Here is an 18,812-nt window from a genome sequence, read left to right as displayed (position 1 = left end):
ATCCTCCTTTATTTCTAAAATAAATAACTTTAAAATCTTTAATTTGCAAGGTAAATTGCATATAAAGTAAAATCTATTATGATTTTATATTTAATCTTTTTAATTTTTGAAATACCCCTTAAAGAGAATTATTATTTAAAAGGTGATTTACTATCAACTCCTCATTCTTTTGATATACTTTCCTATGATCTTTCCTTATGGGTTGATGTTTATGCTGAGACTATAGGAGGAAAAAATATTGTTAAATTTATGAGTAAAAAAAATGGACTTGATAGTATTTTTTTGCACCTTCATCCTCAACTTAAAGTGGATAGCATTTCAAATTCATCCTATTTTTCCCATCTAAATACAGGAATATTGAGCATAAAACTTTTAAATCCTCTCGATTCTGGGTTTATAGATTCTGTTTCCATATTTTATCACGGTTATCCTTCCAGACAGGGAGGAGTTGGTTTTATTTTTATTCCTTCAATTCATCAGGCTTATAGTTTTACTGAACCAGATGGAGCAAGGAACTGGTTCCCCTGTTTTGATGAACCTTCTGAAAAGGCTAAAGTTTCTTTTCATATTCAAGTTCTTGATACTTTTGTTGTGGCTTCAAATGGTCTTCTTGATTCAGTAAAACAGATTGGTAATACAAAAATATATCACTGGAAAACAAATTATGATATTTCCACATACCTAATGGCTGTTGCAATTTACCCTTATAAAATATTGAATGATACATGGAATTCTATGCCTATAATGAACTTTGTTTATCCCTCTGATTCTGCGCCAGGAAGGTTATCTTTTCAAAAAGTGCCGGAAATGTTAACTTTCCTCTCTAATAAATTTGGTGAGTATCCCTTTAAAAATGAAAAATACGGAAATGCTGAAGTAAATGCTTATTATTTTGGTGCAATGGAACACAATACTATTGTTTTTGTTGATGATTATTATGTAAGATACCCCGGTTATTTTTCTGAAATGGTTCATCTTCACGAAATGTCCCATCACTGGTTTGGAAATTCTGTTACATTGAAGGAATGGGCTGATATATGGTTAAATGAAGGTTTTGCCTCTTACTGTGAAGCCTTATGGAATGAATATAATTATGGATATTCCTCTTATCTAAGTTATATTCATTACTTTCAACAAAATGTTATAAACAGTTCTCTTGAATGGATTTCTCCTATATATAACCCTCTTTACCTTTTTTCTGTTATTACTTATGATAAGGGAGCCTGTGTTTTACATATGTTGAGATTTCTTATAAATGATGATACATTATTTTTTAATGCTTTAAGGGATTATTATTTAAATTTTAAATATAAAAATGCATCAACAGAAGATTTAAGACTTTTTCTTGAAGCAAGGACTGGATTTAATCTTTATAAGTTTTTTGACCAATGGGTTTATAAAGTAGGTCATCCTAAAATAAAATGGAGTTATAATGTAGTATCTGATACATATTTTATAAATATTAAGCAGACCCAGGATACACAGAATTATAATACAAGTATTTTTAATTTTCCTTTTGAAATTGGTTTTGTTAGGAGTATAGGTGATACATTTTTTGTTAGAGTTAAAGATTCCCTTCAGAATCAGATTTTTAAAATTTATTTAGGATTTACTCCAGCTTCTATTCTAATTGATCCAAGGAGACATATTCTTATGGAAAAAACCTATGTTGGAATTGGAGAAGATTATGTAAAAAATGAAAGTGAGGACAGAATAAAGATTTACTTTAATAAAGAATATTATACTTTGCCCTTGAAAAGTGATTATGATATAAAAGTTTTTTCTTCTGAGGGGAGAGAAGTTCTGAGAAAAGATTTAAATAATGTTTTTAGCTTTAGGTTAAATAAATCTGGTAATTACTTTGTTCTTATTAATAAAGGGAAAAGAGTTTATAAGTTTAAATTATGGAATTTAAAATAAAAAGGTCAATTATTGTTTACAACCCTAAAAAAGAAAATGTTAATTCTATCATAAAAAAAATTGAAAATTTTTTTAAGGAAAAAAAAATAGAATTAGAACTTACTTCTGAACCTGAAAAATTAAAAAAAAGAGATTTTGATATTGTCATAACTCTTGGTGGTGATGGAACACTTTTAAAAGCAGTTCACTATTTTCCTGATTCTATTTTTCTTGGTGTTCATATGGGAAAAGTTGGTTTTTTATGTGATGTAAATAAAGATAAGATTGAAAGTTATCTTGAAAAAATTATAAAAAATGAGTTCTCTATTCTTGAGAGGGAAACAATTTTTATAGAATGGGATAACAAAAAATGTTTTGCACTCAATGACCTTTTAATCAGAAACGAGCCATCAGGAAGAATTATGGAATTTGATCTTTTAATTGAAAATGTTAAGTTCTTCTATTCTGCTGACGGGGTTTTAATATGCACTCCAACAGGTTCAACTGCTTATAATCTTGCTTTAAATGGTCCAATTCTTTACTATGATCTTAAGGGTTTCTGTATAAATGTTATTGCCCCTTTTAATGTAAACGCAAGACCAATTGTTGTTCCTTCTGGTAAGAAGGTTTATATTATTCCAAAGGGAAAAACTAACATACCCAAATTATGGGTTGATGGTCAAATGGAATTTGAATTGCCTCTTAACAAAAAAATTTTAATCTCAAGTGGTGAAATAAAAATAAAGTTTATAAGTTTTAAAGATAAGGGAAAGAGTATATATAAAAGATTAAAGGAAAAGTTTAATTTTTAAATATGCTATTATACCTTCATCTTAAAAATTACATATTAATAAAGGAAATAGAACTTTCCTTCAAGGAAGGATTTATATGTTTCACAGGAGAAACAGGTGCTGGAAAATCAATGATTCTTGAATCCCTTTTGCTCTTAAAGGGTGAAAGAGTTGACTGGAGTATATTTGAAGGTTTGAAGGAAGTTTATGTTGAGGGTATTTTTAAATTTGAACCTGATAAAGAAATTTTTGATAAATATGAAATTCCTGTTGAAGAAGAAATATCTGTTCAAAGAATACTTTATCCTGAAGAGAAAGTTTCTAAAATAAGAGTTAATGGAGTCCCTGTATCTTTATCTATACTGAAGGAGATATTTGATAAGATAATTGAAATTCATGGACAGAGTTCTCAGTTTTACTTTCTTAATAAAAGAAATTACCTTGATATAATTGATAGATATTCTTTTATAACAGAAGAAAGTGAAAAATTTGAAAAACTTTTTAATTCTTACAAAAAAAGTTTAAAAGAATACAATGAACTTCAAAAGGATTTTGAGAGAATATTAACAATGAAAGATTTTATGGAACATTCAATAAAAGAAATGAAAGAAATAGATATTGAGAATATTAATGTAAGTGAAATTTTTGACGAATACAGAAAATTGAATGAAAGGAAAGAGCTTAATGAAAAAATAAATGAAATTTTGAACGAATTAGGTGAAGGAGAGGACTCGGTTATAAAGAAGATTGGAAGAATATTAAAAAATGAAAATCTTTTTAAAGAATTAGGTAAAAGGGGATTTGAACTTTTAAAGGAAATAGATAACCTCCTTGGTGAAGCAATTGATGAATTTGTAAAGATAAGATTTGAAGAGGAAGAAGAAGAAAAAAGACTTTTGGAACTTGAGAATTTGCTTCAGAAAATTGAGGATTTAAAAAGAAAACACAGAACAGATGAAGAAGGCCTTTTATTTTTATATAAAAAATGGAAGAAAGAACTTGAGAATTTTGAAATTTTAAAAAATAAGATAAAAGAAATGGAGAAAAATTTGAAGGATATGGAAAAAAATCTTGAAGAAAGGGCTAATATGTTATCAAAGGAAAGAAAAAGGAAAGCAAAAGAATTTGAAAAAGAAGTCGAAAAGATCCTTTTAAATCTTGGTTTCCCATATGTAAAATTTGAGGTAAAATTTTATGAAAGAGATTTATACGAAAGAGGAAAGGATGAGGTGGAATTTTTAATTTCAACTTCAAAGGATAAAAGTCCTTTTCCTTTATCAAGGGTTGCCTCAGGTGGTGAACTTTCAAGAATAATGCTTGCTATAAAAACTTTAATTTCTGAAAAGGAAAGTAGCAAAATACTTCTTTTTGATGAGGTTGATACAGGAATAGGAGGTGAAGTTGCAAGAATTGTTGGAAAAAATTTAAAAACTTTGGCGAAGGGAAAACAAGTTTTTTGTATAACTCACTTACCACAAATTGCTTCTTTTTCTGATTGTCATTTTTATGTTTATAAGGATGTTAAAAACGGAAAGACTATAATTAAAGTAAAGGAACTTAAAAGTATAGAAGAAAGAAAAAGAGAAATTGCAAGGATGATCGCAGGTAAGGAAATTGATGAAACTTCTTTAAATGCTGCTGAAAAATTGCTTAGTGAAGGTATAAAATGAATGAGCTTTTTAAAATTCAGAATATTCTCTCTTTAACAAGATTACCAATCCTTTTTTTTGTTATATATTTTATCAAGGAAAATAAATCAAAAATAGTTTTATTTTTGCTTTCTCTTGCTGTTATCACAGATATTCTGGATGGTTATATAGCAAGAAAAAGAAAAGAAAGTTCTGAACTTGGTAAGATTCTTGACCATGTGATTGATAAGATTTTTTTTAATTCAGTTTCTGTTTCTCTTTATTTTTTTAAAGGTTTACCTTTATTTTTTGTTATTATACTTTTTTTAAGAGATTTTGTAAGTTTATTTTTCGGTTATTTATTGTGGAAGAAAGGAAAAGTTATTGGTTCAAATATTTCTGGTAAACTGGCAGGTTTTTTTCTCTCTTTACTTTTTATTTTTTATTTACTTAACTTCCCTTTAAAAGAGTATCTTGTATTTTTATCCCTTTTTTTTATACTTCTGGCTTCCACCTCTTATTTTATAACTTTTTTAATCTTGTGGAGGGAAAGTTACAAAGTAAAAAAAGTTGGGTAAATTAAGGTATTATAAGCATTGCGTCACCAAAGCTATAAAATCTGTAATTTCTTTTAAGGGCCTCTTTATAACTTTCCCTTAATAAATTTTCATCCTTTACAAAGGCAAGGGTTAAAAGGATAGGGGAGAGATTTTCAAGGTGAAAGTTTGTAAGTAAAATGTCAGTAACTTTAAATTCAAAACCAGGTTTTATTATCAAATCAGTATATCCTTTCCTTTTTCCCGTAAGTCCCCATGTTTCTAAAGCTCTTGTTACAGTTGTTCCCACTGAAATAATCCTTCCACCATTCTTTTTGGTTTTTTCTATTTCCTTTAAGGTTTCTTTAGGAATTTCATAAAATTCCTTTATAATTTCTTCATCATCAATATTACTAAGAAATGTAAAGGGACCAATATGAAGTGTAAGTTCTTTTATCTCGATTTTTTCTTTTTTTAATTTTTTAATTACTCTTTTTGTAAAGTGTAGTGAAGCAGTAGGAGCAGCTATTGAGCCTTCTTTTTTTGCAAATATTGAGTTGTAATAGAATTCATCTTTTTTTACAGGTTCCCTTTTAATATATGGGGGAAGGGGCATTTTGCCATATTTTTTTAAAAGTTTGTCAATATTTCCATTTTCTATTTCAATAATATAAAATTTGTTTTTATCAAGAACATTTAATTTGAATTCTCCCACATAAAAATTTTTAACATTTTTTCCTTTTAAAAGGGAATAAAATCTTTTTTCATCAATTTTTTTAACAAAAAGTGCCTCTACCTTACCGCCTGTATCTTTTCTGCCGAAAATTCTCGCAGGTATCACTTTAGTGTTGTTTACTATGATAAGATCTCCTTTTTTTAAAAATTTATGAAGATTATAAAATTTTGAGTGTATAATTTTTTTTTCTTTCAGATTTAAAACCATCAAATTGCAGGAATCTCTGGGTTTTGAAGGAAAAAGAGCAATATTTTTTCCATCTATTTTTATCATAAGAGTTATCTATTATAGTTTTAATTTTTATTTATTTCAAATTCCTGAAATTTAAAAAGTTAATTTCTAAATCAAAAACATTGATAAGAAAAAAATATTCAAGAGAAAAAATTCAATATGAACTTCATAAATCTTTAAACAAAACTTATGCAAAAGTCTAAAAAGTTATGGTATTCTACACACACTTAACTTTTTTTATTCTATAACTATATAATTAAACTATCATTGTGGAAGTGATTTGGAATATAATTTAAAAAAGGGGTAAAATGAATGGAATTTTTTTTGATTAATTTTTTTCCTTATGATAAAATTGGGATGTGAGATAGGTAATGGAATTCATTCTGTACACACATCTTCTTATAATCTCACTTTTGGCATTTTTTGGAAAAAGAAATGCTAAATTTTTACGCATTTTCATTTAAATATTCAAGATGGTATTATAATTTAAATAAACATAAGGGAAATTTTCACTCCCTAAATATTAGTTTTTCAAAAAAGTTTCCTTTCGGGAAAGGAAATTTGAGTTTAGGATTAGAGATGGGTATGAGCAAGAGCACAAATTATTGATGAAGCTCCTTATTTAAATATAGGAAGCTTTTTATATTACAGAGATTTTTATAAAGTAAGGGATAAATTGTCTTTCTTAATAGGTATTGAATTAGAAAAATGCTGGACACCTTTAAGAGTTTTAGATGCCCCAAATCTCCCTATATGGATAAGTAGATATGATATAATTTTATGTTTATTGGTAGTGAGCAAGGTAGACGCAAATTTCATCAGCAAAATTAACCCATAATAAATTTTCTTATATTTCTTATATTGGCAAAAATTCAATATTAAATGAAAAATTTTAAAGAGATATTAGATAATGGGAAAAGGTAAAAATTCGCAGGCCTAAAGCCCGCGCCTACCATTTTTATAAAATCTTTAGATGGAAAGCTACACCTTTTAAGGTATAAATTAACAAGTTTTTTAGAATATTGTTTCTATTATCCCTCATATTATCTTCACCCTTAATTTTCCAAAAAAACAAAGATTTTATAATTTTATGGTATTCGCACCCTTTAGGGTTCGCAAAAATTCTTTAAGAGTGCCTTTTTCTTTTATCCCCATAATTTCATTTAATTATATTTAATCATATGGCATCCACAATTTTACGGTAGCCGCACCCTTTAGGGTGCGCAAAAATTCACTTTGTAAAAGGCACTTCTTGTAATCTTATTGAGCCAGAAAATTTCAATATTTTTATGGTATTCTACAAACTCTTGACTTTTTTTTCAATTCTGTATAATTAAATACATGATGATAATAATTTTCAATTTTTACATAAAGGCTTTTTTATCTCCTGATTCAACAAAAGTAAAAATAGATTATTATTTAGAGAAAGGGGTTTTAAAGATAATGATTGTTTATGAATATAAAGGTAAAAATTATATTGTTGCAGTTCATAAAAATCAGTATCCTTATAAAGAATTAAAAGATGAATTTATATGGTTTACAAAAAATAAATGGAGAAAAGAGGGCAATTTAAAGTTTCTTTTATTTTTTGATGATAAATATGAGGAATATTTTATTTCTGGTAAGAATTTAGAGATTAAAGATTTTTCAAAGGAGAAAGAAAATGAGGAAGAAGGGTTAATAAAGATAGATGAAGGTTATTTTATAAATCCTTCACTTATAAAAAGTTATAAAGGACCTGATAGATTCGCCTGGAGAACATGGAAGTATAATGTTCAACATACAAATTATTATCCATTCCCTTTATATAAGCCGTTTGAATTTAAATGGTCACATAAATGGGGAGGAGAGGGGTCTTGGACAACCGAGATTACTCCCTGCGTTTCTCATGGAATTTTTTTTACAGGTAAAGGTGCCCCTGAATGGAATAAGATAATGGCAAAGGATATTGAAACAGGAAAGATTATCTGGGAGAAATATTTAACAAGTAATGTATGGAATTGTGCATTAGACCCAAATGATTCAATTCTATTTGCAGGAACTTCTATTGGTATTCCACCAGAGAGTTTACCAACATTTTTTGCTCTTGATCCTTTTACAGGAAATGAAAAATGGTCAAAACCGATAACGACTGTGGGAGCTCAACCCATTGTTGTTGATACAATTGTATATGCTCCTGCCCGTGGGTGGGTTGAGCCGATTGGTTATGAAGCAACATTTGCTTATACTTTAAAAGGAAAACTTTTATGGGGCAAAAAACTTGTAGGTTCTGAGGTGCCTTCTTATTTTGATGGGAAAATTTATGGGATAATGGAAAAAAGGGTTCATGACCCTGATACTGTTCAAACAAAAGCACTCTGTCGTGATGCATTAACAGGGGATTTGATATGGAAATACATTTTACCCAATAAATCATCAGAGCGCACATCAATATATGATAATAGATTATGGTCATTTTTTGGATTCAAACTCCTTGGATTTAATATATTTACAGGTTCTCTTGAGATAGATAAATATATGGGGTATTCTTATAATACGCCAATATCAGGATATAATAATGAGATATGGTCTGGTTGTGGCAAATGGTCAGGTGATACAATAATTACAGTGGTTTTTTCTTTTGATTCAAAGACAGCTCAAAAAAGGCTTGAGTTTTATTTAGCACCAAAAGATACAAATGGTGGTGGAGCAGTAGGTCCTGTTTTTACTATTAAAAATACAGGTTGGGTAGCAAATTGTGATTACATATATGGTTTTAAAACTTTAAATGGAGAGGTATTTGATACAGTTTTGCTTCCTGATGCAAGGTCTCCATATCCAGCCGGGGGATATCCTGTTATTTATAAAAATTATTTTTTGCTGCCCATCATGGATATATTTATTGTTATAAAGCAGATACGATTTTACCTGAAACAACATATATTTATAAATTTTATCCATATTATAAAGAAGGGAACATTTATGCTTATCTTTCTTTGCCTGAGAGACAAAACATCTATTTAAAAATTTTTGATATAACAGGGAGGAAAGTATTAGATCTATATAAAGGTTATTTAGAAAAGGGTGAGCATTTTTTACCATTAAATATTTCTTCAGATGGTGTTTATTTTATTTTTTTAAAAGGTAAAAATAAGGAAGTTAAAAAATTTTTTAAAATAAGGAGGTGAAATATGAAAGGAAAAATTGGGTGTATAGTGAAGTGGTTCATTGTCGTATATCTTTCTTTTCCCTTATACGGGAAAAGGGCACCTGACCGTCCACCATGGCTTGTGGAGGAATTAAGGCAGCGTTAAATTAATTCTCTGGTTATATTCTTTTTTTAATTTTTTCAACATTTATTCCCATATTCTATAATTTTATTGTAGCAAAAATTCACTTTGTAGAAGGCACTCCTTTTAATCTTATTGAGACAGAAAATTTCAATATTTTTATGGTATTCTACAAACTCTTGACTTTTTTTTTTTTTTTAATCTTGTATAATTAAATATATGATAGGTAATTTATCAATTTTATATTTTTTTTCTATAACAATTTCTCCTCCTTTTAAAATTACTCCTGATACAGCTTATGGGGCACACAGCGGGATTTGTATTGATTCAATTGGTAAAGTATGGGTATTTTGGGAATGTTGGGGAACACAAGGAAATGAGTATATTTTTTGTAACTATTTTGAAAACGAAAAATGGTCAGAACCAATAAATTTCTTCCCCGAATATACGGAAGTATATGACTGGGATGGTCCTATTGTTGATAAGTATAATAAGATATGGTTTTGGGGTGGTGATGCAAGAGATATTTTTGGCAGATATATTGATGAAAATGGTTTAAGTGAGCTTATTTATGTTCCTGATTTTCCATCCTGCGATTTTTGGCATAAGGTTGCACCTGATTTAAAAGGGAATATATGGGTTGCCTGGACAACAGATTGGTATGGAAGTTATCCAATATTTACAGCTTATTATGATGGAGAAAAGTGGTCAACTCCTCTTCTTGTTACCCGTTTAATGAAAGAAATAGCTTGTGGAACACATGCTTTGTTCTGTGACAAAGAAGGTCGAATGTGGATATTATATGAAAATATACTTTATGCAAGGGAGAGAGATTACGATACTTGTGCACTTTCATTGAGAAGATTTGAAAATGATAGATGGGGAGATGCTTATGTTTTTGCGCGAGATGTTTTTATACCTCCTGAGACACTATATCTTGGAATTTCAAATATTATTCAAACAAAAACTGAATATGTAATTTCTTATTATGATGGAATAAAGGATTTATCATATCCCGTTAGACATCCCAAAAAATTGCGAATATATACATTAAATTTTTTAAATTTAACAAATCTCTATTTAACAAAAATATGGGAAGAAGATAGTTCTTCATCGACTATACCTCCTTATCTTTTCACTGATAAAGAAAACAGGATATGGGTAGTTTATTCTCCGTACAAAAAGGAAAAAAGAAACAATAATATTTATCTCCAATTTTTTGATAATAAATGGAATGGACCATATAAATTTGAAATTGGAAATTGTTTTTTATCGATGGCGGGCAATCAATTTGTTTATGACCATTTTAGAGAAAGAGTATGGTTTACTTATATTGTTAAGGATACAATAACTAAAAAAAGACAGGTATATGTTAGATTCATTGAGTTGAATGATATACCTTTAAAATCGAAGTTAGAATTTTATATTTTTCCATCTATTATCACAAATAAAAATGTTAACATGTTGTCATTAGCAGGAGTTAAAGAAGAAATTTTTGACATCTCTATTTTTGATATAAGTGGAAGGAAGGTGAGAAATTTGTATAAGAATTTGAAAGGTTTTTCAAATTATTATAGACTATACTGGATACCGGATCGTTTTCCTGCCGGAAATTATTATATTTATTTAAAAACAAAAAACAAAGATAAAATTTTTAAAAAAATAATTTTAATAAAATAAAAAGGAGGAGGTATTATGAGAAAAATTTTTAAAAATATAAAATTGATATTCTTTTTATCTTTTTGGTGTTTCTACCTTCACTCTGAATATTTTCCTTTAAATGGGAATCTCACACCAGAATCTTTGAAGATAAATATATTATCTTCAAATCTTAGTGAACTTATTTTAGAAGTAGAGATACCTGGAATTTTCATAAAAGATACTTTTGTTAATAATGAGGTATATCAATTGATTAGGGTTTTAAAGGAGGATGGGTATACAGATGAGGTAGGTAAACCACTTTTACCTTTAATAAATAGAACTATTGCTATTCCTCCTCAATCAGGAATTTATACAGAATTTGAAGTAATAAAAGATACATTTTTAAATAACCTTTTGATTTTCCCTTCACAAATTGGAATAGTAGGTGATTCCATTTTCCCTTTTATAAAGGATGAAATTTATACAAAAAATGTATTTTATCCTCAAGAAAGAATAAGAGTTGGGAATCCTGGTATTTTAAAAGATTTCAGAATAGTGAATATTTCAATTAGTCCTTTTTCTTATAATCCTGTTAATAAAGAATTAATCATTTATAAAAAATTTAGGGTCAATATCCAGTTTTCTGGAATAGATACGCGAAATTCGTTACCTTCTTTACCTTCAAAAGTTAATTATGAAGATGTTCCTTTTTATAAAAGTTTAATTTTAAATTATGAGGCTTTTTCACCTTTACAAACAGTTGAGCCACCAGGTTATCTTATAATAACTGCAGATGAGTATTATTTCACTCTTTCAGATTTTGTTTTATGGAAGAAAAAATTAGGATATAATGTCATTTTAACTAAACTTTCCGAAATAACAAATCCACAAAACCCAGATACGCATGATATAAAAGAATATATCAAATATGTTTATAATACCTTAGGTAATTTATCATATGTTCTTTTAATTGGAGATGGGGCTAAAAATAACCCTGAGCTACCAATTTTTAAATATCCTGATATTTATGGGAATCCAGATGTATATTCAGATTATTATTATTGTTTGCTTTCAGGTAATGATAATTTTCCAGATGTGTATTTAGGTAGATTTAATGTGTCCAATATAAATCAATTAAGTATAATGATAAATAAACATTTTATATATGAAAGATATACCCCTTTAAATTGGAATGCAAAGAAAGTGTTTCTTGTCGCAGGAATTGAAGGTAAACCACAAATGGATAGCTTATATACGAAAAAGAAAATAAATATATGTAAAGACTATCTCCGACCCCATAATATTCCCTATACTACCGCTTACGGAGTGGATCCAACTTTTGACATAATTAATAAAATAAAAACAGAAATAAATTCAGGTGTGGGATTGGTTAATTATAGAGGACATGGAAGCGAAGATAAATGGGCAAAATTGCAATATATCAATTCTAGTGGTTTTTGTGAATTTACTACAAACGATGTGAAAAGCTTTTCCAATTATAATTTTCTTTCTATTGTTTTAAATGTTACCTGTTTAAATGGTTCAATCCAAGAACCGTTAGAGTGCATGGTTGAAGCATGGACACTTTATCAAGGTGGAGGAAGTGTAGCAGCATTAGGTGCAACAAGAGAGACAAATACGGAAGTTAATAAAGCATTTGATAGAAAAATTTTCGAAACAATCTATAATTTTAATAATAAGATAATAGGGTCTGCTATAAATAGTGCTAAATTTTATATAATTTCTAATTATGATGAACAAGGTCTTAGAAACGGTTTTATGCATGCAGCTGCGTATGTCTTTCTCGGCGATCCATCATTAAGAGTGTGGACTAATAATCCTCAATTTTTTCAAGTTTTGCATCCTCAAAGTATTCTGCCTGGACAAACTTTTACAGTGAATGTAAGAAGTAATAATAATCCTGTTAAAGAGGCAAAAGTTTGTATTTATAAAGAAAACGAGTTTCAGATAGTTAATTTAACAGATATAAATGGAGATGCAATTTTTTCTATCTCCACTTCTGCTTCTCCAGGAAAATTTTATATCACTGTAAGTAAAGATAATTTTAAACCCTACGAAGGACAAATAACGCTTCTACTTTTCCCCCCAACTAATCTTACAGCCCAGATTGTATACACTGATACCTGTGTAGTAAAAATAATCCTTTCCTGGAATGATAATTCACAATATGAAGATAATTATATTCTCGAATATAAGATTGATAACAGTAACTGGCAATCTATTTTACTTCCTCCAAATAGAGAAAGAGATACAATAATCGGTGGATATCATGATTATCAATTCAGGGTGAGATGTAAAAAAGGAGATATTTATTCTGATTATTCAAATACAGTAAGTGTTTCTCCAAGAATTCCTGACCCTTCAAATTTAACACTTGAAACTTCTTATCCATGGAACAATGTAAAGGTAAGTTTTATGGATAATTCTAAATGTGAGGATAAATTTTTAATAAAAAGAAAAGAGATTATTAGTGGGACTGAATATACATTTTAAATTCCCGGTGATTTAGATATTAATGAAAATGAAGTATTTTTTGATAATGTTTTTCCTTTTAAAGATTATGAATATAAGGTTTATGGGGTTTATGGATCAAAAAATACTTCTATTCTCTGTGATACAGTAACAACTTCTCCTGTATTTAGTGGAACAACAGGTGATTATTACAGTCATAACATACAGAGGGCAAATGATGGGACACTTCATATTGCATATAAGTATAATAAAGGGGATTCACTTTTTGTTATTCATGGTTTTAGTAATGATGAAGGGCTTTTATGGACTATTAAGAAAGTTTTTAAAAGAGATAGAACCCATAATCGTGAAATTAAAGATGTATCAATAGTTTTATCCTCAGATGGAAAACCTATTATAGTTTTTGTTGAAGATAAAGACACTTCTGGTAATAAGTCGCACTTATGGTATTTTTGTAAGAGTGGAAATTCATGGTATTCAAGTAAATTGCTCACAGTCAGTTCTACAAAATATGCAACAATTATGGAACCATTTATTTTTATGAAAAAGGACACTTTACATATTGTATATGGGAGAATAATAAGTTCTGGTGGAGCTCCAATTGATTCCTTATATTATTCAAAATTTTATTATTTAAATCCTTCTTCATTTTCTTCTGCAAAGGAATTTATAGATACATTTAAAAACGATTATATTTCAAACAGGGGTTCTTTTGTTTTTTATAAGGATACATTACATCTTGTGGTTCAAACAAGCACAGGTCCTTATGGAGCATTAGTAAGGCATTACAAAAGAATAAATAGAGGAACATGGATTCCTGTATATAGTGATGTACCACAGGAAAATGATCCTGCTTTAAGTGTGTTAGGGGATAATTTATTACTTTTTACAAATAATAGTATTGGGATTAGAGTGTATTTACTGAATCAATACGGAGATTGGGGAGATGTTACTTATATACCTCAGAAGAAGATGGATTATGTTTATTCAGGAGGATAAATACTTATATTTTCTGTGAGGATTTTAATGGGAAAGGTTACCTATTAAGATTTTTTAAAGGGGCATCAGGAATTGGATATGGAGTAAGGGTTATTTCTGCTTATGGAAATGAGGAAGGATTTCATGGTGTTATTTGGAGGGGAGGGTTAATTGGAAAGGTGAATATTGGATTTATTAATACAAGAAATAAAAGTAAGGTTGTTTATAAGAAATTTTCTACCTATTTTTATGATGTTGATATGAGGGAAGTTTCTCAAAAAATAGACCTTAAAAATATTCCACCAAATAATGCAAGGAGAATTTTAAAGGATGGGTTTGGTAATATTCATTTTCTTTATTCTAAGAATGATTCTGTATACGATTATATTTTGAATAAAAATCAGAAATTATTCATAGGGATAGGTAAAAATCCTGCAATTTCAGAGGATGAGTTTAAGAATGTTTACTGTGTTTTTTCTTATAATGATACAACATTTCTTGAGGAATTGAGATTTTCTAAATTTAATGGCAATAGGTGGGAAAATCCTATTACAGTTTTCTCAAATGAGGGAACATATTATTGGGGTATTGGTTCTCCTTGTTTTGAGATTTTTAATAACACAGGGTATGTAACATGGGAGACAAAATGGGGAGTTACTCATCATCCTCCTCCTGGGTATCATTTAACTGATATAAGAATATGGGGAGGGAATCTTTTAATGCTTGGAAAATTTGATTTAAGGAATCTCCATAGTTTTAATATATTTTTCACCCATTTTGTAAATACGATAAAAAGAGTGCCGATAGATACAACCTGGCCTCCGAGGGAGACTCTCAGGGTTCATCCTAAAACATTTTATGATTCAATTATTCCTCTTTTAATATCGCCATCTTTAACTGTTGATTATTTAAATAGAATTCATCTTTTATGGGAGGGAGCAAATGATACATTGAGGTATTATTGTCTTTCACCAGATACGAATGAACATCTTATTACATTGAAGGAACCAGGTGCACCTATTTATTTTGATCCATACATTACAAAATCAAATTCATTTATTAATCTTGTTTATGTTAAAAACAGGGAAGGGGAATGTTCGAAGGTTTTATCAAGGTATACATTTCAGGGATTTAGTGTTCTTTCAAATCCAAAGGAAGTTTATTCATTAGAAGCTTTTAATGTATTTCAACCCTTTATAGATAAAAATTATGTAACATTTGTAAAGAATGAGGGTTCATTAAATTATCTCTTATATGGTGAAAATGGAGCTCCTTTTGAAGAAAATATTTTATTTTCTCATTATTCTATTTTATCACCTCAGTTATTATGTGATGGTAAAGATTTGCATTTTGTTTTTTATGCTGGAGATTCTATTTATAAGATTTATTATGTAAAAGTCAGGCTTGAAGAAGAGCCTCCAATTATTATTCTTAATTTTGGAAACGAGGAGCCCGATATAACGAATGTTTATAGGGAGGGTTATATTTCTTTTGGTTCTGAGTATTATAAAAATGTTGATTATGGGGATTCGCTTATATATGAAATTCCGCTTATTCCTCAAAGTAAGTTTAAGATAAGGTTTGAAGGTTATTCTAGTAGGGAAATAGATGAAAAAATTTATGTTAATAATATACCTCTTGGAGTCTGGCATATTGAGGCAAATGAGTATTCTGTTTTTGAGAAAAGAATTCCTGAGAGTGCTGTTACTGATTTATTGAGAATAAGGGTTAAAGGACAGGGGCGTGATGGGAAAGCAGTTCTTGGTGCCTTGAAAGTTTATGTATGGAAGGAAGGGGAGGGAGGACCACAGGATATTGATGTAGAGAATAAAATGCAGTTTGATGTTAAGTTTCCAACATTACTGAAAGAAAAATCAATCTTACTTATTGTTCCAGAAAAAGGATTTGTTAAAATATGTATCTATGATATAAGTGGTAGAAAAAGGTTTTATTTAAAAGAGGTTTTTGAGAAAGGATTTCACAGTGTTTTTATTCCTGAACTTTTAAAAGGTATTTATTTTATAAAGGCTGAATACAATAATGAAAAGAAAATAAAAAAGATTTTGAGGATAAAATAGTTATTTAATTTTTTAAAAAGGTTTTGAGAAGTTGTGGAAAGCACTTCTTGAAATCTTATTGGACCAGAGAAATTCAATATAAATCTTGAAATTGATAATTTTTTCCTTTAAATTATTTAATGCCTGCAAATTTAACTCCTGAATATCTTGCTGCTGAAAAAAAATATAGGGAAGCAAAAACCCTTGAAGAAAAACTTTTGGCTTTGAAAGAAATGTGGGCAACTTTGCCAAAGCACAAAGGAACTGATAAACTGCAGGCTGATATCAAAAGAAGAATATCCCAGATTAAGAAAGAAATAGAAGAGGAAAAACAGAGAAGAAAAAGAGGTGCGCCCTCTTTTCTTTTCCCTGAAAAAGAAGGAGCAGGTCAGGTTGTTTTATTTGGGAAACCAAATTCTGGAAAATCCTCAATTCTTAAGTTTTTAACAAATGCAAATCCAGAAATTGCTCCATACCCTTTTACAACAGTTTTACCTGTAGTTGGAATGATGCCCTATGAGGATATTCAAATACAGATAGTAGATTTACCACCCTTTTTGACATCAAAGTATAATTGGTGGCAGAGAGAAATTGTAAGAAATGCTGATTCTATTATGGCTATTCTTGATGGTTCACAGGATGACCTTATTGATGATTTTTTAGAGTTAAAAGAAATTTTAAATGAGATTAAAATTGAATTTTCAGAGAAAGATGAATATTCTTTTGAAGGAATTATTAAAAAAAGAGGTTTTTTTGTGGTAAATAAAATTGATGCAGGAGGAGCAGAGGAGAGATTTAAAATTTTGAAAGAAAGTTTTCCAAAGGAAAAAATTCTCCCCTTTTCATCTTTGACAGGTTTTGGTTTAGAGGATTTAAAAAGGGAGATTTTTAAATCATTGAAAATAATAAGAATTTACACAAAGGAACCAGGAAAAGAACCTGATATGAAAGATCCTATGATACTTGAGGAAGGTAGTTCAGTAATAGATGCTGCAGAAGAATTACATAAGGATTTTGCCAAAAATTTGAAATATGCGAGGGTATGGGGTTCTTCAAAATTTCCTGGTCAGAGGGTTGAAAGAAATTATATACTTAAAGATAAGGATATTGTTGAATTTCACATTTAATGATTATTGTTCTTAAATTTTCCGAGCTTTTTACTAAAACTAAAAGAATAAGAAAAAGATTTATTGATATTTTGAGGAAAAATATAGAGGATGCTTTTAAAAAAGAAAATTTTGAAGGTAAAATTTTTTTAAAATGGGATAAAATAGTTATAGAAGCTGAAGGGTATAGAAATTTTTTTGAAAGAATTTTCGGTATAAAAAAGATAGTTTTAGCAGAAAAAATAAAATTTAAGGATTTAAAAGATTTAAAGAAAAAAGTTAAGAAAATTTTTGCCAAAAAAGTCAAAAATAAAACCTTTGGAGTAAGGGTTAAGAGAAAAGGTATCCATAATTTTAATTCCCTTGAAGCAGAAAGAGAAATAGGAAAAGAGCTTGTAGAGAAAAAAGGTAAGGTAAATCTTGATAATCCAGATATATGGGTTAAATTGGAAATTGAAAATAACGATGCTTTTATTATTGAGAAAGAAATTGAAGGAGCAGGGGGGCTTCCACTTGGAACCCAAGGAAAAGTTCTGTGTCTTATTTCAGGTGGATTTGACTCTATTGTTGCAGCTTATTTAATGGCAAAAAGAGGTGCAGATTTATCCTTTTTATTTTTTAATCTTGGTGGTTTTTCACATTTAAAAGAGGTAACAAGACTTATAAATTATTTCTGGAAAAATTTTCTTTTTGGAATAAATCCAGAGCTTTTTATATGCGATTTGAGACCTGTTGTGGAGAATATAAGAGAAGTTATTCCATCTTCTTACTGGGGAATAATACTGAAAAGAAAAATGTTTGAAATTGCTGAAAAAGTAGCAAAAGAAAAGGGGATTAAAGCAATAGTAACAGGGGAATCTTTAGGACAGGTTTCTTCACAAACTCTTGATTCGCTTTATGTTATTGATAGTATTTTAAAAGAAGTTGTGTGTCTAAGACCTCTTATAGGTTTTAACAAGGAAGAAATAATAAATATTTCAAAGAAAATTGGAACTTATGAAATTTCCGAAAAGGTAAAGGAATATTGTGCCATTGTTCCAGATAAGCCTGTTACAAAACCTGAATTACAAAAGGTAATAGATTTAGAGCTTTTTCTTGAACCTAAATTAATAGATGTTGTAGTAAAAAGTAAAATAACTCTTAGGGAACCATTTATTATAGAGGAAGAAGATATAGAAACAGATAGAGTTTTAGAGGGTTCTATTAAGGTTGATATAAGGGACAATTCAGGAAAAATTGGAATTCCTTTTGAGGCAGATTTAAACATTCCTTTAAACAAAATAGATAATTATGAATTTGAAAGGGATAAAATTTATATTTTCTTTTGTAATCATGGTTTATTTTCTCAGGAGGTTGCCCTGAGACTTAGAAAAAAAGGGGTAAAAGCTTATGCTTTTAGAGGTGGGATATTAAAATATAATCGACTTTATATGTCTAATATGTAAAC

The 18,812-nt window shown here is 28.9% G+C and carries 13 protein-coding genes; 11 read left to right on the top strand and 2 right to left on the bottom strand.

From position 1 onward, the window contains the following. The first annotated feature begins 78 nt into the window (after positions 1-78). The 4 genes from ABIN73_00225 to ABIN73_00210 are packed head-to-tail and all read left to right on the top strand — an operon-like array spanning position 79 to position 4,896. Positions 79-1,920 carry a M1 family metallopeptidase gene (locus tag ABIN73_00225; protein ID MEO0268152.1) on the top strand — a complete coding sequence of 614 codons (1,842 nt, stop codon included), beginning with the start codon at positions 79-81 and terminating at the stop codon, positions 1,918-1,920. Then, positions 1,905-2,711 (top strand): NAD(+)/NADH kinase, encoded by an 807-nt coding sequence (locus ABIN73_00220; GenBank protein MEO0268151.1) that lies wholly within the window; start codon positions 1,905-1,907, stop codon positions 2,709-2,711. Before ABIN73_00225 ends, ABIN73_00220 begins: the two co-directional genes overlap by 16 nt. 2 nt (positions 2,712-2,713) lie before the next feature. After that, positions 2,714-4,360, top strand: coding sequence for an AAA family ATPase (locus ABIN73_00215; GenBank protein ID MEO0268150.1), 1,647 nt, complete (start codon positions 2,714-2,716; stop codon positions 4,358-4,360). Next, positions 4,357-4,896 carry a CDP-alcohol phosphatidyltransferase family protein gene (locus ABIN73_00210; protein MEO0268149.1) on the top strand — a complete coding sequence of 180 codons (540 nt, stop codon included), beginning with the start codon at positions 4,357-4,359 and terminating at the stop codon, positions 4,894-4,896. The genes ABIN73_00215 and ABIN73_00210 overlap by 4 nt, the downstream gene beginning before the upstream one ends. Position 4,897: 1 nt before the next feature. Here ABIN73_00210 and queA read toward each other — a convergent pair whose 3' ends face one another. Next, positions 4,898-5,863, bottom strand: a complete 966-nt coding sequence (gene queA, locus ABIN73_00205) for a tRNA preQ1(34) S-adenosylmethionine ribosyltransferase-isomerase QueA (protein ID MEO0268148.1) — start codon at positions 5,861-5,863, stop codon at positions 4,898-4,900. Positions 5,864-7,162: 1,299 nt separating this feature from the next. Between queA and ABIN73_00200 the strand changes: the two genes are divergently transcribed. The 3 genes from ABIN73_00200 (at position 7,163) to ABIN73_00190 (ending at position 13,245) form a co-directional block, all read left to right on the top strand. Next, positions 7,163-8,824, top strand: a complete 1,662-nt coding sequence (locus tag ABIN73_00200; GenBank protein ID MEO0268147.1) for a hypothetical protein — start codon at positions 7,163-7,165, stop codon at positions 8,822-8,824. 485 nt (positions 8,825-9,309) lie between these two features. Further along, a complete protein-coding gene (locus ABIN73_00195; protein MEO0268146.1) occupies positions 9,310-10,770 on the top strand; it encodes a hypothetical protein in 1,461 nt (486 codons plus the stop codon). Positions 10,771-10,785: 15 nt separating this feature from the next. After that, on the top strand, positions 10,786-13,245 hold the full coding sequence (locus tag ABIN73_00190) for a C25 family cysteine peptidase (protein ID MEO0268145.1): 2,460 nt from the start codon (positions 10,786-10,788) through the stop codon (positions 13,243-13,245). A 251-nt stretch (positions 13,246-13,496) separates the two neighbouring features. Here ABIN73_00190 and ABIN73_00185 read toward each other — a convergent pair whose 3' ends face one another. Then, the gene (locus ABIN73_00185) at positions 13,497-13,778 is read right to left on the bottom strand and encodes a hypothetical protein (GenBank protein MEO0268144.1); all 282 of its coding nucleotides are present in this window, start codon (positions 13,776-13,778) and stop codon (positions 13,497-13,499) included. Here ABIN73_00185 and ABIN73_00180 point away from each other — a divergent pair. The 4 genes from ABIN73_00180 to thiI all read left to right on the top strand — a co-directional run bounded on the left by ABIN73_00180 (position 13,765) and on the right by thiI (position 18,810). Next, entirely contained in the window at positions 13,765-14,223 is a 459-nt protein-coding gene (locus ABIN73_00180; protein ID MEO0268143.1) for a hypothetical protein, read from the top strand. The genes ABIN73_00185 and ABIN73_00180 overlap by 14 nt on opposite strands. Beyond that, entirely contained in the window at positions 14,163-16,280 is a 2,118-nt protein-coding gene (locus ABIN73_00175) for a T9SS type A sorting domain-containing protein (GenBank protein MEO0268142.1), read from the top strand. Before ABIN73_00180 ends, ABIN73_00175 begins: the two co-directional genes overlap by 61 nt. A gap of 119 nt (positions 16,281-16,399) precedes the next feature. Next, positions 16,400-17,386, top strand: coding sequence for a GTPase (locus ABIN73_00170; GenBank protein MEO0268141.1), 987 nt, complete (start codon positions 16,400-16,402; stop codon positions 17,384-17,386). After that, positions 17,386-18,810 carry a tRNA uracil 4-sulfurtransferase ThiI gene (thiI, locus tag ABIN73_00165; GenBank protein ID MEO0268140.1) on the top strand — a complete coding sequence of 475 codons (1,425 nt, stop codon included), beginning with the start codon at positions 17,386-17,388 and terminating at the stop codon, positions 18,808-18,810. The genes ABIN73_00170 and thiI overlap by 1 nt, the downstream gene beginning before the upstream one ends. The last annotated feature ends 2 nt before the right edge of the window (positions 18,811-18,812 follow it).

It is taken from the genome of candidate division WOR-3 bacterium, assembly GCA_039804025.1.
In the GTDB taxonomy this organism is placed as follows: Bacteria; Hydrothermota; Hydrothermia; order Hydrothermales; family JAJRUZ01; genus JBCNVI01.
Note: the sequence above shows the minus strand (reverse complement) of the source record. Positions and strands in the feature narration are given on the sequence as shown.

What these genes read in the sequence shown, in the direction of transcription:
- queA (MEO0268148.1), bottom strand. Translation starts at nt 5,863, where the DNA reads ATGATAAAAATAGATGGAAAAAATATTGCTCTTTTTCCTTCAAAACCC.
- ABIN73_00220 (MEO0268151.1), top strand. Translation starts at nt 1,905, where the DNA reads ATGGAATTTAAAATAAAAAGGTCAATTATTGTTTACAACCCTAAAAAA.
- ABIN73_00195 (MEO0268146.1), top strand. Translation starts at nt 9,310, where the DNA reads ATGATAGGTAATTTATCAATTTTATATTTTTTTTCTATAACAATTTCT.
- ABIN73_00225 (MEO0268152.1), top strand. Translation starts at nt 79, where the DNA reads ATGATTTTATATTTAATCTTTTTAATTTTTGAAATACCCCTTAAAGAG.
- ABIN73_00200 (MEO0268147.1), top strand. Translation starts at nt 7,163, where the DNA reads ATGATGATAATAATTTTCAATTTTTACATAAAGGCTTTTTTATCTCCT.
- ABIN73_00180 (MEO0268143.1), top strand. Translation starts at nt 13,765, where the DNA reads ATGAAAAAGGACACTTTACATATTGTATATGGGAGAATAATAAGTTCT.
- ABIN73_00215 (MEO0268150.1), top strand. Translation starts at nt 2,714, where the DNA reads ATGCTATTATACCTTCATCTTAAAAATTACATATTAATAAAGGAAATA.
- ABIN73_00210 (MEO0268149.1), top strand. Translation starts at nt 4,357, where the DNA reads ATGAATGAGCTTTTTAAAATTCAGAATATTCTCTCTTTAACAAGATTA.
- ABIN73_00170 (MEO0268141.1), top strand. Translation starts at nt 16,400, where the DNA reads ATGCCTGCAAATTTAACTCCTGAATATCTTGCTGCTGAAAAAAAATAT.
- thiI (MEO0268140.1), top strand. Translation starts at nt 17,386, where the DNA reads ATGATTATTGTTCTTAAATTTTCCGAGCTTTTTACTAAAACTAAAAGA.
- ABIN73_00190 (MEO0268145.1), top strand. Translation starts at nt 10,786, where the DNA reads ATGAGAAAAATTTTTAAAAATATAAAATTGATATTCTTTTTATCTTTT.